The sequence below is a fragment of the Paenibacillus polymyxa M1 genome, assembly GCF_000237325.1.
GTDB lineage: Bacteria > Bacillota > Bacilli > Paenibacillales > Paenibacillaceae > Paenibacillus > Paenibacillus polymyxa_C.
The window spans coordinates 2,310,783-2,323,479 of the sequence record NC_017542.1 but is presented as its reverse complement, the minus strand read 5'-3'; the positions used below and the strand labels follow the sequence as shown (position 1 = coordinate 2,323,479).

Annotated in this window: 16 protein-coding genes; 2 read left to right on the top strand and 14 right to left on the bottom strand. The window is 47.3% G+C overall.

Annotated elements, in window-relative coordinates; all coding sequences use genetic code 11:
• Positions 1–154 precede the first annotated feature (154 nt).
• The 6 genes from PPM_RS10625 to PPM_RS10600 all read right to left on the bottom strand — a co-directional run bounded on the left by PPM_RS10625 (position 155) and on the right by PPM_RS10600 (position 3,069).
• Entirely contained in the window at positions 155–757 is a 603-nt protein-coding gene (locus PPM_RS10625; RefSeq protein ID WP_013370836.1) for a nitroreductase family protein, read from the bottom strand.
• 106 nt (positions 758–863) lie between these two features.
• Complete coding sequence (locus tag PPM_RS10620; RefSeq protein WP_013370835.1) at positions 864–1,142, bottom strand: hypothetical protein; 279 nt, start codon at positions 1,140–1,142, stop codon at positions 864–866.
• Positions 1,143–1,270: 128 nt separating this feature from the next.
• Positions 1,271–1,597, bottom strand: coding sequence for a (2Fe-2S) ferredoxin domain-containing protein (locus tag PPM_RS10615; protein WP_014599689.1), 327 nt, complete (start codon positions 1,595–1,597; stop codon positions 1,271–1,273).
• Positions 1,598–1,633: 36 nt separating this feature from the next.
• Positions 1,634–2,134 (bottom strand): metallophosphoesterase family protein, encoded by a 501-nt coding sequence (locus tag PPM_RS10610; RefSeq protein ID WP_013370833.1) that lies wholly within the window; start codon positions 2,132–2,134, stop codon positions 1,634–1,636.
• A gap of 25 nt (positions 2,135–2,159) precedes the next feature.
• Positions 2,160–2,594: an Rrf2 family transcriptional regulator gene (locus PPM_RS10605; protein ID WP_013370832.1), complete on the bottom strand. Its 435-nt coding sequence runs from the start codon at positions 2,592–2,594 to the stop codon at positions 2,160–2,162.
• A gap of 97 nt (positions 2,595–2,691) precedes the next feature.
• The gene (locus tag PPM_RS10600) at positions 2,692–3,069 is read right to left on the bottom strand and encodes a DivIVA domain-containing protein (protein WP_013370831.1); all 378 of its coding nucleotides are present in this window, start codon (positions 3,067–3,069) and stop codon (positions 2,692–2,694) included.
• A gap of 143 nt (positions 3,070–3,212) precedes the next feature.
• On the opposite strand from PPM_RS10600, the gene PPM_RS10595 reads away from it, so the two are divergent.
• Positions 3,213–3,782 (top strand): TraR/DksA C4-type zinc finger protein, encoded by a 570-nt coding sequence (locus PPM_RS10595; RefSeq protein WP_013370830.1) that lies wholly within the window; start codon positions 3,213–3,215, stop codon positions 3,780–3,782.
• A gap of 114 nt (positions 3,783–3,896) precedes the next feature.
• Here PPM_RS10595 and PPM_RS10590 read toward each other — a convergent pair whose 3' ends face one another.
• The 5 genes from PPM_RS10590 to hrpB form a co-directional block, all read right to left on the bottom strand.
• Positions 3,897–4,901, bottom strand: a complete 1,005-nt coding sequence (locus tag PPM_RS10590) for a Gfo/Idh/MocA family protein (RefSeq protein WP_013370829.1) — start codon at positions 4,899–4,901, stop codon at positions 3,897–3,899.
• 19 nt (positions 4,902–4,920) lie between these two features.
• Positions 4,921–5,283, bottom strand: a complete 363-nt coding sequence (locus PPM_RS10585; RefSeq protein ID WP_013370828.1) for a helix-turn-helix transcriptional regulator — start codon at positions 5,281–5,283, stop codon at positions 4,921–4,923.
• Positions 5,284–5,601: 318 nt separating this feature from the next.
• The gene (locus PPM_RS10580) at positions 5,602–6,774 is read right to left on the bottom strand and encodes an acyltransferase (protein ID WP_013370827.1); all 1,173 of its coding nucleotides are present in this window, start codon (positions 6,772–6,774) and stop codon (positions 5,602–5,604) included.
• A gap of 240 nt (positions 6,775–7,014) precedes the next feature.
• Positions 7,015–7,599, bottom strand: a complete 585-nt coding sequence (locus tag PPM_RS10575; protein WP_013370825.1) for a general stress protein — start codon at positions 7,597–7,599, stop codon at positions 7,015–7,017.
• 122 nt (positions 7,600–7,721) lie between these two features.
• Positions 7,722–10,250 (bottom strand): ATP-dependent helicase HrpB, encoded by a 2,529-nt coding sequence (gene hrpB, locus PPM_RS10570; protein WP_014599687.1) that lies wholly within the window; start codon positions 10,248–10,250, stop codon positions 7,722–7,724.
• A 344-nt stretch (positions 10,251–10,594) separates the two neighbouring features.
• On the opposite strand from hrpB, the gene gluQRS reads away from it, so the two are divergent.
• Positions 10,595–11,590 carry a tRNA glutamyl-Q(34) synthetase GluQRS gene (gluQRS, locus tag PPM_RS10565; protein ID WP_014599686.1) on the top strand — a complete coding sequence of 332 codons (996 nt, stop codon included), beginning with the start codon at positions 10,595–10,597 and terminating at the stop codon, positions 11,588–11,590.
• Between the two features lie 64 nt (positions 11,591–11,654).
• Here the strand turns inward: gluQRS and PPM_RS10560 are convergent, their stop codons facing one another.
• The 3 genes from PPM_RS10560 to PPM_RS28475 all read right to left on the bottom strand — a co-directional run bounded on the left by PPM_RS10560 (position 11,655) and on the right by PPM_RS28475 (position 12,607).
• A complete protein-coding gene (locus PPM_RS10560; protein WP_043885934.1) occupies positions 11,655–12,029 on the bottom strand; it encodes a DnaJ family domain-containing protein in 375 nt (124 codons plus the stop codon).
• A 115-nt stretch (positions 12,030–12,144) separates the two neighbouring features.
• Positions 12,145–12,339 carry a Rha family transcriptional regulator gene (locus tag PPM_RS10555; RefSeq protein WP_013370821.1) on the bottom strand — a complete coding sequence of 65 codons (195 nt, stop codon included), beginning with the start codon at positions 12,337–12,339 and terminating at the stop codon, positions 12,145–12,147.
• Positions 12,340–12,439: 100 nt separating this feature from the next.
• Entirely contained in the window at positions 12,440–12,607 is a 168-nt protein-coding gene (locus tag PPM_RS28475; protein WP_013370820.1) for an aspartyl-phosphate phosphatase Spo0E family protein, read from the bottom strand.
• Positions 12,608–12,697 lie beyond the last annotated feature (90 nt).

The window sequence follows — 12,697 nt, the reverse complement described above, 5'->3', positions numbered from 1 at the left end:
CAAACATAATATCACCTACATACGGATGAATTAACCTCTCTTCTTCATATATCCAAATGGTTACATAACCAAAAAATGAAACGACAAACAGCACTACGGATAATCCGCAGCGCTGTATTCAGGTTAAACCTGAAAAATCATACTATTATGATCATTATTTAAATGTTTTTACCCGTTCTTCAATAGGTTGGAATTCCTTGTCACCTGGTTGGAATGTCGGTTTACCAAATGGCATTTCAGCAATCAGTTTCCAATGCTCAGGAATGTCCCATTCGTTTTTCACTTTTTCGTCGATCAAAGGATTATAGTGCTGAAGGGATGCACCCAGTCCTTCTTGCTCCAGAGCCGTCCATACAACCAGTTGCAGCATGCCGTTAGATTGGTTGGCCCAGATTGGGAAATTGTCTGCATACGCTTCAAATTGTTGTTGCAGACCAGCTATCACGTTGTTGTCTTCAAAAAACAACACTGTTCCGTAACCGCTGCGGAAACCGTTCATTTTCTCAGCAGTAGATTTGAATTGTTCTTCATTGCCTACCACTTCCCGCAAAATATTTTCTGTAATATTCCACAGTTTATCATGATGCTCTCCGAGCAACACTACCGCGCGTGAAGTTTGGGAGTTGAAAGAGGTAGGTGTATACTTCACAGCTTCCTCTACGATCTCTTGAATCCGTTGGTCAGAAATTACTTGTTCTTTGCTAATGCCATAATAGGAGCGTCTGTCTTTCAGCGCTGTGAAGAAGTCTTTAGTCATTTTGTTACCTCCTGAGAAAAATTAATTACTTTTCGTAACTTAATATACATCCTACATATCTTAAAGTCAAGAGATTTCTTTTTAAATATTACCAGTTGGTTGAAAATTATACGCCGTCCTTATATTTTTTCTCACTGGAAGAGGTGTGCTTGGTTGCATCCTTGTCTCTCTCCTCCTGTCTTTCCATCTTTAAATCCTCTACGGGAATGGCATCTACCGTCTGTTCAATTTCAAAACGGTCAAACAAGCTTTCCTGCTCTGTCGGATACTGCTCGGCATGATCACGATTAATCGGCTGTTCCTGATGTTTAGACTCTGTTGTTCCTTTCCCCGTCTGGCTTTTTTGCTCATTCTCACCGTGCAAATTATCTTCAAATGGGGTCATCTTTCTTCCCTCCCTATCGGATTGTGTCCACAGTATACTTTTACCTTTCAGATCAGGGATTAAACGCAAAAAAGAGAAAATCTCCGAAAGATTTTCTCTACTCATGTTCTTATTAATAGTTGACTGGATTATTGCGAGCTGGATTTACGTGTACACTCATGAAAAAGATGAGGCTCCAGCTTCTCTCCCGCTACGAGCTTCTGCACCAGCTCTGTACCTGAGGCCGGAGTCATTTGACCATACCAATCCCCTTGCGGATATACGATTACAACCGCTGCATCATGACAGCGCCCATTACAACGAGTTCTGGTTGTGTGAATATATGCTTCTGCATGTTGTTTACGAATTTCATCCCGAATTTCTTGGGTAACTTCTTCACCCTCATGTCGCATACATGTGCCTCCATTGCAGATCAACACATGATACTTCATAGGTTCTAAATCAAAAATAGCCATAGCTTCCCCTTTAATCAACAGTTGTTGGTTTTTAAATCAATGTTTATCTGGATAAAGAACAAGCTGTGCCTCCATCTGCCCGTCTTCAATCGTCAGCACGATAAATGAATATTCGTCTTCACCGCGTTTGTCCGTCGGAGACCCCGGATTAAGGACAAGCAGATTATCTATCTTTTTGACCACAGGAATATGAGAATGTCCAAAAATCAGGCAATCCAGCGTTTCTCCCTTAAACGTATTCAGTGCTATATTTTCTGTCGAGCCGCGCCAGCCGTGACCATGAACCATACCAATCCGCTTGCCTTGGGCTTCAACAATACGTTGATAGCCTAGACGCTCCACGATGTCGGTTCCATCATTGTTTCCGGCAATGCCTTGTACAGGCGCAAATTCAGCTAGACGTTCATATACGAACCAATCCGTCCAGTCTCCAGCATGGAGAATGAGGTCACTGTCTTTTAGCTCCTGTACAAGCCGACTAGGCAGCGTTTTGCTTCTATGTGGCATATGGGTGTCTGAAAGTACGATGATTTTCATATCAAATTCTCCTTACTGGCGTCTTTTACACGGATGAACTTTGTTGTCCAACCCGCTGTTTGAGAGCCTGCTCCAGATCTCGCAACGTAACGGTCTCGAAAAACGCCTGGATTTTCTGCTCTGCCACCGTATATAAACCATCCAATAAAGCGTCTATGTTCCTGCCAACCTCGCAATTATGATTGCTGTCGGTATGGATGGCGAACAGCGGGCCTTCATCCTTGGTCGCTTCATAGATCATTTTCAGATTGATGTTTGAACTCGACATGCTTAGACGAAAGCCGCGCGCTCCCGGTGACGAATCCACCAGACCAGCTTGCTTGAGTCGGCTCATAATTCTTCTCACAACTACCGGATTTGTATTAATGCTGGAAGCAATAAGTGACGAAGTCATTCGCTCAGGTGCCCCTTCAGCCAGAAGAAGCAGACAATGGATACTAACGGAAAAATGGGTACTCATGTTAACCACCTTTATATGTGTGCCTCATTAAATGTTTGATAAAATGCATGTTTCCATCATACCACATTAGAGGCAGCGACACAGTGCTTACTACTCCTTACTCTGGAAAATAGTCATTTTCTGGGCGTACTCGCACTTTTAATTGGCGCACACTATATTCCAACTGCTTAATGATATCCTCCAGTTGACGACGGTCAAGTGCATTAAAGTCGGCTGCAGGCTTGGGTGCATTTTTCAAATCACGTATGGTTGCCTGCTGCTCCTGCCACTTGTCCATCAGGTCGGCTATATTGGCATAAAAGCGTTCATAATCCTTGATCACTTCATCCAGAAAGGCATCCACCTCATCCGGATCATAGCCGCGCATTTTATTTTTAAACTGTTTCTCATGAATGGAGAGCGCGTCCAGCTGAATGCCCAGTTGTTTAAACAACTGCTTTTGCTTATCCAGACGACGCTTCATATGTTCATCCATCGGTTTTCCCTCCTTAACACACTATTCTTTTTATATCACATTCTAGGCTGGGAATAAAAGTCTCTGCTGATTGCTCAGGTCTATGAACGGGTATAAAAGAGCATACACACCACTCATACAGACCATGAAGGGGAGAGATGATCATGAACCATTTGAACGATTCACAGCTTGCAGAGCTGAAACATATGTTACTGGAGCAGAAAAATGATTTAGAAAAACATTTTAAACAAAACGGTCAGGAAAACACACAATTGGGAGAAACACTGACAGATTCTACAGGTGAGCTCTCGTCCTATGATAACCATCCCGCCGATATAGGGACGGAAACCTTTGAACGTTCTCGTGATCTGGCGATTAATGAGTCACTGGAAAACGAACTGGAGCAGGTTAATGCGGCCCTGAAACGGATGAAGGATGGGACGTATGGAATATGTGTGGAGAGCGGGGAAGAAATTCCTTTTGAACGGTTACAAGCCATTCCATATACAGCCTATACAGTTGAGCACACTCCAACACGAGAATTATCGAATGATCGTCCAATCGAGGAACAGGTTATGACTCCGCCGCCCAAAGGTGCAGGTGAGGTTCACCAACGGAATGCAGGACGATTTGACGATGCGGGCGCATGGGACGCAGTGGAAAAATACGGCACATCAAACTCGCCTGCGACAGCCGCCAAGCGTGATGTCACAGATTATGATGAAAATATGTGATGCTCGAATGTACAAAAACTCATTAAAAATATCTATGTATTTGTTCATCTAGAAAAGCAGCTTGTCCATAGACAGGCTGCTTTTCTATGTCTTCCGGAAATACGATGATCACGCTTACCCAATTTCTATCCGCTTTCGACTGCGAGCTGACTCAATACAAGCGTCGATTACTTTCATATTGCTTACCGCATCTTCTGGCTCATATGGCAACGGAATACCGTCAAGCACCGCTTCGGCAAAAGCATCTGCTTGCAGTTCAAAGGAATTAAAACCTTTCAAACGTTCCTCACGCGTAACCGAACCAACGTGAACGAAAATTTGCGGTACAACAGACGTTCTTTCCCAACCAAACATCTTAGGCATTGCAATCGTACCCTTGCTACCGAGAATTTCCATATTGGAACGATTGGCTGCCCACATGCCACAATCGAAAGTAAGGTTGACTCCACCCGGAAATTCCAGCAGACCGGAGGCCATCATATCAACGTTATCATGCTCAGGGGAAAATAAAGCATGTACCGTCACTGCCTCCGGCTCTCGATCCAAATACATACGAGCGGCTGAGATCGGATACACGCCCACATCATATAACGAGCCGCCGCCCATGCTTTTATTAAAGCGTACATTATCTGCCTGATCAGTATTGTTAAATGTAAAAGTACAATGAATACCGCGAATGTCACCAATTTCCCCACTATTGATGATTTCCTTAATTCTTCGATGTTTGGGATGATAGCGATACATAAAAGCTTCCGCAAATGTCACTCCGGCACGGCGACATGCTTCAATCATGCGGCTTGTCCCGGCCGAGCTAAGCGAAGATGGTTTTTCACACAAAACATGCTTCCCGGCCTCCGCTGCCTTAATGGTCCACTCTTCATGCAGATGGTTTGGCAATGGTATATACACCGCTCCGATTTCGGGATCAGCCAACAGCTCTTCATAGCTTCCATAACTTCTCGGAATATCGAACTCCCGGGCGGCCTCAGCGGCTTTATCCGCATTACGACTAGCAATTCCAAGTACTTCTCCGCGTTCGGATTGCTGAATCGCCGGAATTACAGCGATTTTGGCGATCTCCGCCGTGCCTAAAATTCCCCATTTCAGCTTTCTACCCATCATTCTCATCCTTTCGTAGTTAGGAATAGTTGTCTTGTTCCGCTTTATGCAGCATACCTAAGCAACGATCCAGATCAGCTTTGACCTGCTTTTTGTACAATCGGGCTTTCTCCTCCCCATCGTCTGTAAAATGATAAAGCACAATCTCCTGAAAATCTACACGCGGGTCTGTTCCTTTTAATCGTTTGGTACGATAAAAAACACCTTCCTGAACCAGTTCATGCAGTGCCCGGTACACCTCGCTTTGAGGCGGAACATATCCGAAACTACTAAACTCATCTTTCATCGATTCGAGCATCTGATATCCATATCCGCGATGCCTCTCTACCATTGTGATCAGATAAATTTTGATAAAAGCCCGCTGGGATATCATAAACGCCATTTCACAACCTCCTCTACATCTTATTCAAGTCTCTTATCTTCCATTATAAACCACTCTGCGTCCATAGACTATTTCCTTTCATAAATATGAGAGTTTACGAGAACTCTCCGTCCCTTGAGACCTGCTTGAAGGTGACGAGAGCTATGGAATGAAGCATTATAGAGTAGTGTGCATAGCGCTGAGGAGTGATTTTATGGTTTTCTATTGTGAATTTTTCATATGTTGAAACAACATAATAAAACTTAAAAAAGTATCCCTCGGCCTTCTTCTGAAAGCTTCGGGATACTTTTTGTGAAATAATGTAACTTTATCGCTGAATCAAGCTTGCTTTTGGAAGGCTGGCGGACTTCCAGCCGGGCGGGGACGAATTCGAAGCCCCACAATCCATTTGCCCAAAGGCAAATGTGCCAGCAACCATGTTCCAACAAGAGAAAAGATTATACAGAGAACGAATGAAGCCAGTGTACGAAGAACGTGACTCCAATCTGTAAACAACGTTCCATCAAAATAGTAGGTTACGCGCAGCATAAAGGCGTGCATCAGATATGCTCCATAGGACAACGTTCCCATGACGGTCAGCATCCGCGCCGCACGTCCTCCCTTGTGAGCAATCCACGTTGCTACCCGATAAGCTACAAAAATAGACGTGATGCAATATACAGCCATAACCGGACGCAGCAGAGACAAATAGTTAAAAGAAAGGACCGTACCTCGCGGCGTCTGGAACTGACCGATCATCTCATACAGCAAGTATCCTGTGATCACGATAAAGAGCGGCCAGTATATCAACTGCGCCTTGATAACCCAAGCATTCCAACGCTTGACATTCACCCCAGCTGCCGCTCCTAATATAAAATAAAAGAAAAAATAGATCACATTCCGGTCAGCGTATATGGTAAACCAAGAAGAAATGACGGGAAGCTGGAGCTGATCCATCGCTTGATATACGGGTCCCACCGCCAACATAAGCAAAATATAGAGGACGCCGAATCCAGCCAATGCAGCGGGTCGCCATGTTGACGGCAGTAGCGCAGACAAACGACGTACAGCATAACGAAACACGGGAAATAACACATAACATTGGATAATCATAATGATGTACCACAGATGATAGCTGCTTTTCCCGTTCAACAGCTTCTGGAAAAAATCTAACGGGTGAATAAATCCTCCACCTTGGGCAAGCTGATTCCCCAACTCGTATAAAAGAGACCATATGATATAAGGAACGATGATGTCCATGAATCGTTTACGTAAAAACGTACCATATTTTAAGGCCCCATCATAATTGTAAAATAGCACCATTCCAGTAATGAACACAAACACAGGTACCGCAAATTTGGAACACAGCAGTAATAGGGTCATTACAACTCCGTCCTGGATGCGCGCCCCCGACGCAACCGCATAGTGTGCGACGGAATGCTGAAGAACAACGGCTGCAAAAGCCAACCCTCTCAGCAAAGCGACTTCGGAAATTCTCTCTTTTTGACTCATGTCACTCTCCTGTTACATCTAGCAATTTATAAATCTATTATAACGACAATCCTGTAAAAATATATAGAGGGATAATGGTGCCAATGCCAAGCAAAGCATCATCTATCTTAGGTATATTCAATCAGTAGCTAGCACATAAAAGCAGCAGTCTCCTCACGGGGAGACTGCTGCTTTAGAAAACCTATAAAAGAGGACGGAGCCAAATTATTGTAAATTACGTTTCCACCAGCCATGTGATGGTTACAGGTTCCTTCTAGTATCTGTGTACGCATCTGTCCGCGTATCCGCCACCGTATCATCATATGTTCTGTAACGATCCGCATTCAGAGAACGGTTGGTGCGGAAAATATCGTATACATCCCGGTGGTGATCAGCGGAATCTACCAGGACCAAAATCTTGCCCTGATCGACGTATGTCTCGTATTGACGAGCATCATCTTCTGGAATGCCCAGTCCAACCAGTCCACCGACCAAGCCACCTGCTCCCGCTCCGACAGCTGCTCCCGTAAGGGTAGCCGCGATAGGTCCAGCAGCAAGAATAGGTCCAATACCCGGAATCGCCAGAGCCCCGATGCCTGCCAGCAAGCCAGCGACGCCGCCTACAACACCGCCGGTAGCCGCTCCTGTAGCCACGCCCTCTGGTGCTTTGGTGCCAGTCTCCTCACTAATCGTCCTGAGGTCGTCACGGTCACGTGTAATCACAGAAATTTCACTGCTTGGGATTCCTTTGCTCTGCAATTGTCCAATCGCACGAGATGCTTCTTGCTCGGTATCAAAAACACCAACAATTTTCTTTTCATTATAATCGTTTAAGTTATTAGCCATGATAGTTACCTCCCAATATGTTGTTGTTGTTGAGTGGTTCGTTTTTTTATTACCCCACTATCCTGACGTTTAAACGATTTTACAAAATTCGCAATGATGTCTACTTCAAGTTCGGCTTCCGATCATCGCTTAGGTTTTGCTCTGTTAGTCGCCACAGCTTCTAGTGGATCATCCGGCCAATAATGCTTGGGATATCTGCCTTTTAGGTCCTTTTTAACTTCAAAATAAGTCTCGCTCCAGAAGTTGGACAGGTCAGATGTCACTTGCACAGGTCGCTGGGCTGGTGACAGAAGGTGCAGCACAATCGGTACACGTCCACGTCCAATACGGGGCGTATCCTTCATGCCGAACAGTTCTTGTAGTCTCACTGCCAGCGAAGGTGCCTCAGGTTGCGAATAATCGACAGGAATACGAGAACCACTGGGTACACGTATATGCGTCGGTGCTTCCTGTTCAAGCTGCTGCCGCTGTTCCCAATTCAACCTGCCAAGCAGCAATTCGCTACTGTCCAGTCGTTGCAAATCAGCTAAATTTTTTGCTCCAAGTGCAAAAGGCAACAGCCACGATTCCAGTGAATCCAGTAGCGCGGATTCTGAACTGTCTGGCCATTCCTCAGGTGCTGAGAAGTGCATAAAAATCAAACGTGCCTGCAACTGAAGAGTTGGCCGATTCCAGGACAGCAGTTTGAGACCACGTTCCCGGACACCCTGCATTAAGGCAGCCGCGATTTCCTCTGCCGGAGGTCGCTCGTAAGACGTCTCCTTTAAGATGAGCGAGCCCAGCCGAATTACCTTGCGGGCTCTCACGGCTGAAGCGGAGCTATCCCAATATACGTTCGCTTGTTCCAGCAGTAAATCGCTGCAATGCTGGATCAGCTCTTGCAGTTCAATCGGTGCCGCCAACTGAATGGCACCATCTGCTCCCTCGTCGTCTACTTCGGCGGCGACGAGATAGGGCGAACGCGACATCCACTCCACTTGTCGGAGTCGCGCCCCCCGGCCGCTGCTAAGCAAAAAACGGCCATCTCCTCGGCCCTGCGCGATCCGATCCGGATACGCGAAGGCCAGCAGCAGCCCGCAGGCCGCGGAGCCGTCGGGCTCGTCCTGCGTTGCGGCTGCGTCCGGCAGCGTGGCTAGCAGCTGCCGACTCTCCTGCACGATACGTCGAATCACCGTATCGTCTGCCGCCCCCAGCAAGCTGTGCGTACTGCGGGCGTGAGCCGCCTCGCGCAGAGCATCCAGCCGCGGGCGCAAATCCGTTCCGCCATGAGCACGGAACGGGTCCCGCTCTTGCAGCAGCGCCGCCAGACGGCTGGCAGTCGGAGCCAAGCCAAGAGCTGCTGCGCGCAGCAGCATGTGCCCGAGGCGCGGGTGCGTGCCCAAGGCAGATACCTCGCGCCCATGCGCAGTAATGCCGCCTGCTGTACCATCGGCCGCGGCCTCCAGGCAGCCAAGCTGACGCAGCAGACCTGTGGCCTGACGGTATGCCGCCTCAGGCGGGGCATCCAGCCAGGCCAGTTCGGCGGGTTCGTGCACGCCCCAGGTCGCCAGCTCCAATGCGAGCGGTGCCAGATCCGCCACCGTGATTTCCGGGCGGCTGGCATCAGGGAGCGCGGTATGCTCCTGCGCGCTCCACAGCCGATAGCACACGCCCGGCTGGAGACGGCCCGCCCGTCCGCGCCGCTGATCCGCGGAGGCCTTGGACACCGTGACGGTGGTCAAACGGCTCATGCCGGTACGCGGGGAAAATACCGATTCCCGTGACAGTCCGCTATCAATTACCACTGTGATCCCGGCGATGGTCAAGCTGGACTCGGCAATTGAGGTGGCCAATACCACCTTTCGGCTGCCCGGAACCGACGGGCGTAGTGCCTCATCCTGCTGCTCCAGCTTCATACTGCCGTACAGCGGAATGATCTTGACGTAGGCCGGTAAATTTCTGGACGTCAGCTCTCGTTCCGTTCTATGAATTTCTCTAGTCCCTGGTAAAAACACCAACAGATCGCCTTCATGAGCATGAAGCGCCTTTTCTACGATCTCCGCTGCAAAGGATTCTAATGAGGTTGACGAAGGCTTGGGCATATGCAAGGTTTCTACTGAAAACACGGTGCCTGGACATTCCAGTAAGGGTGCATCTCCTAACAATCTGCATACAGGCTCTGCCTCCAGGGTGGCAGACATGATTAATATTTTCAAATCCGGTCGCAGCAGCGCCTGGCTTTGCAGGGCAAGTGCCAAGCCCAAATCTGCATGCAGGCTGCGCTCGTGATACTCATCAAAAATAATCAGACCGACTCCCTCCAAAGCCTGATCATGTTGCAGCATCCGGGTCAGCACACCCTCCGTAACCACTTCAATCCGCGTGCTTGGCCCTATCTTGGTATCCATACGAACGCGGTAACCCACGGTCTTCCCGGTGGACTCACCCAGTGCTTTCGCCATTTGTGCTGCTGCCGCACGTGCTGCCAAACGTCGCGGCTCCAGCATGATTATCTTTTGCCCCGCCAGCCACGGCTCATGCAACAGTTCTAATGGTGTTACTGTTGTTTTCCCCGCTCCCGGCTGTGCAATCAGTACCGCTGCTGAATGGGATAGTAACGCATGTTTAAGCTCGGGGATGACTTGCATAATAGGCAACTGTTTATCTGTCAATGAAATCTCTCCAATGATACGCTTGTGGCGTAGAATCTAAGTTTGAATTCCTTTATTATTGTGAATTTTTCACTACCTGTAATTATTGAAAAACGAGTAAAAAATGTTAAGCTGGTCCCCAGTACAGGGATTTCACCTCGACCTGTTGTGCCTAAGTTTTCTAAATCTATTATACAGATATTTAAATTTCCCGTCTGGTCATCGCAAGTATGCATACTTTCTGGTGCTAGCTCCTATACCTGTCGAGATGCGCTCGCGCCAAGATCGTTTTATAATATGGTTAATAAGGATTGCTGAAGGACGGAATATAGAAACACGGGATACAGAATCGAGGTAACTTTCGTATGGAATTACAAACTCAACCCATTAGAGGACGTTTTGCCCCAACACCATCGGGATGGATACACTTAGGAAACGCTCGCACCGCCTTATTATCCTGGCTGCATGTTCGTTCCCTGGGCGGAACCTATATTTTACGTATGGAAGATATTGATATGACGCGAGCTCGCAGCACATTGGCGCAAGGAATAATGGAGGATTTGCGCTGGATCGGGTTGGATTGGGACGAAGGACCCGATATTGGCGGTCCCTACGGTCCTTACACTCAAAGCGAGCGGCTGGAACGCTTCCAATCTGCAATGGAGAAACTTCAGGGGCAAGATTTACTGTATCCTTGTTTTTGCAGTCGGGCAGACATTATGGCTGCCGCCCATGCTCCGCACGGACTGTCTGGTGAAGGACCCGCATATTCAGGGGCATGTCGTAATCTTAGCTCTCATGAAGCCCTGGCTAAAGCACAGCATAAACTCCCTTCACTTCGTTTTAAAGTACCGCAACATCCAGATGCTATTATTTCTTTTTATGATCAGATAGCTGGTCACGTATCCTTCGGCGCGGCGGAGGGGGGCGATTTTATTATCAAACGGGCAGACGGCATGTTTTCCTATCAGCTTGCCGTCGTCATCGATGATGCGGATATGCATATGACCGATGTGCTGCGTGGATATGATCTTCTTGATTCGACTCCCCGTCAGCTATTGTTATACCAAGCCCTCGGCCTGCAGCCGCCGCGTTTTGCACATGTTCCCCTTGTCCTGGGTCCGGATGGACGAAGACTGGCCAAGCGACATGGTGGCGTAGCACTCCGTGCCATGCGTCGGCAAGGAGTTACACCGGAAGCCGTCATTGGCTGGCTCGCCTACTTTTCCGGGCTGCTGGATACTCCCGAGCCTGTGAAGGCTGTGGATTTAATCGATGGCTTTCATTTGGACAAACTGCCCAAAGAACCCGTCATCCTAACGAAGCAATGCCTCATGAAATTATCTGCACTGCAACGGTAATGGGACAAAGCACGGAAAGCAAAATGTACGGGCAAGGGCACTCCGCCCTTTGCTCCTCTCACTTCTATTCCTCCAGTCGCTGACGCACAGCAGACTCATATTCATAAAATACAGACGACGTATTCAGCCCTCTTTCCTCCAGCAGCATCCGAAGACGAAGCGATTTTTCAGTCAGCCTGCGACTGATCCGCTGTTGCTCTCCTGCCTCATGACATGCGTGAAGCAAATCACGTAGCTGGACACATTCCTTTTGCAGCTGTAGCTCTTCTGGTAAAATGCCTGCATTTTTCAACAGCTTGTACGACATCCGCAGCTCTTCTGGAACATGTGACAAATCCTCAATCACCAGTGGCTTGCCCGCTCCTGGCAAATGATCAAATTCGCCTTTGGCCATCGCCTCGGCAATCTTCTGCTCTGCCATTCTAGAGAACATTTTCATCCACTCCTTGTATTAAGCATCCTATGTACAATCTATATTAAATAAACCTGGATTCCTTTGCCACTCTAGCTTACATATTATGAGGTTGTACTGTATTCCTGTAGGAGAGTGATGGTTATTCTTCGATCCCAAGCAACTGACATACTTGTTTTCTATATTTTTTGGCCTTGCGTGTTCCATGAATGAGATTGGATAAGCGGCTAGCAGGAATGTGATAGGTCTCACAAAAAGTTCTCTGGTCCATTTGAATTTCAACTAGCTTTTGTTTGATTTTCCAGCCCAAAGGGGTTACAGGATTTCGTTTGTTCAACAGCGCTACCACCTCTTCATAGTATAGAATTTAGGATCTTTATTGGAGTTTGGAGATTGGAGTTCGTCTTCCTTTAAAATGCATCATGCACACACATTAGCTAAGATTTCATTTTGCAGGTTTGGTATTGATTCAATAGTTCATCCAGTTTCATAGATTGTTCAATTACTCTAGGATGCGTTAAAAACCCATACTTTTTCTGCACTTGGTACAGTCTTTTTCTGGCCCGTTCGACACGAAGTAAAGTCACACCTGGATTCATCAGCATGATTCCCCCTTCTGTGTCATATTCTAATGCAAAACGTAAATTTTTGGATTTTTTTAAAATACGCTTAACAAAAAAAGTGCTTCTGGAATA

Coding starts and splice junctions, on each gene's coding strand:
- PPM_RS10590 (WP_013370829.1), bottom strand. CDS start 4,901: ATGGGTAGAAAGCTGAAATGGGGAATTTTAGGCACGGCGGAGATCGCC.
- PPM_RS10595 (WP_013370830.1), top strand. CDS start 3,213: ATGAACCATTTGAACGATTCACAGCTTGCAGAGCTGAAACATATGTTA.
- PPM_RS10605 (WP_013370832.1), bottom strand. CDS start 2,594: ATGAGTACCCATTTTTCCGTTAGTATCCATTGTCTGCTTCTTCTGGCT.
- PPM_RS10575 (WP_013370825.1), bottom strand. CDS start 7,599: ATGGCTAATAACTTAAACGATTATAATGAAAAGAAAATTGTTGGTGTT.
- gluQRS (WP_014599686.1), top strand. CDS start 10,595: ATGGAATTACAAACTCAACCCATTAGAGGACGTTTTGCCCCAACACCA.
- PPM_RS10600 (WP_013370831.1), bottom strand. CDS start 3,069: ATGGATGAACATATGAAGCGTCGTCTGGATAAGCAAAAGCAGTTGTTT.
- PPM_RS10560 (WP_043885934.1), bottom strand. CDS start 12,029: ATGAAAATGTTCTCTAGAATGGCAGAGCAGAAGATTGCCGAGGCGATG.
- PPM_RS10625 (WP_013370836.1), bottom strand. CDS start 757: ATGACTAAAGACTTCTTCACAGCGCTGAAAGACAGACGCTCCTATTAT.
- PPM_RS10620 (WP_013370835.1), bottom strand. CDS start 1,142: ATGACCCCATTTGAAGATAATTTGCACGGTGAGAATGAGCAAAAAAGC.
- PPM_RS28475 (WP_013370820.1), bottom strand. CDS start 12,607: ATGCTGATGAATCCAGGTGTGACTTTACTTCGTGTCGAACGGGCCAGA.
- PPM_RS10610 (WP_013370833.1), bottom strand. CDS start 2,134: ATGAAAATCATCGTACTTTCAGACACCCATATGCCACATAGAAGCAAA.
- PPM_RS10580 (WP_013370827.1), bottom strand. CDS start 6,774: ATGAGTCAAAAAGAGAGAATTTCCGAAGTCGCTTTGCTGAGAGGGTTG.
- PPM_RS10585 (WP_013370828.1), bottom strand. CDS start 5,283: ATGGCGTTTATGATATCCCAGCGGGCTTTTATCAAAATTTATCTGATC.
- PPM_RS10615 (WP_014599689.1), bottom strand. CDS start 1,597: ATGGCTATTTTTGATTTAGAACCTATGAAGTATCATGTGTTGATCTGC.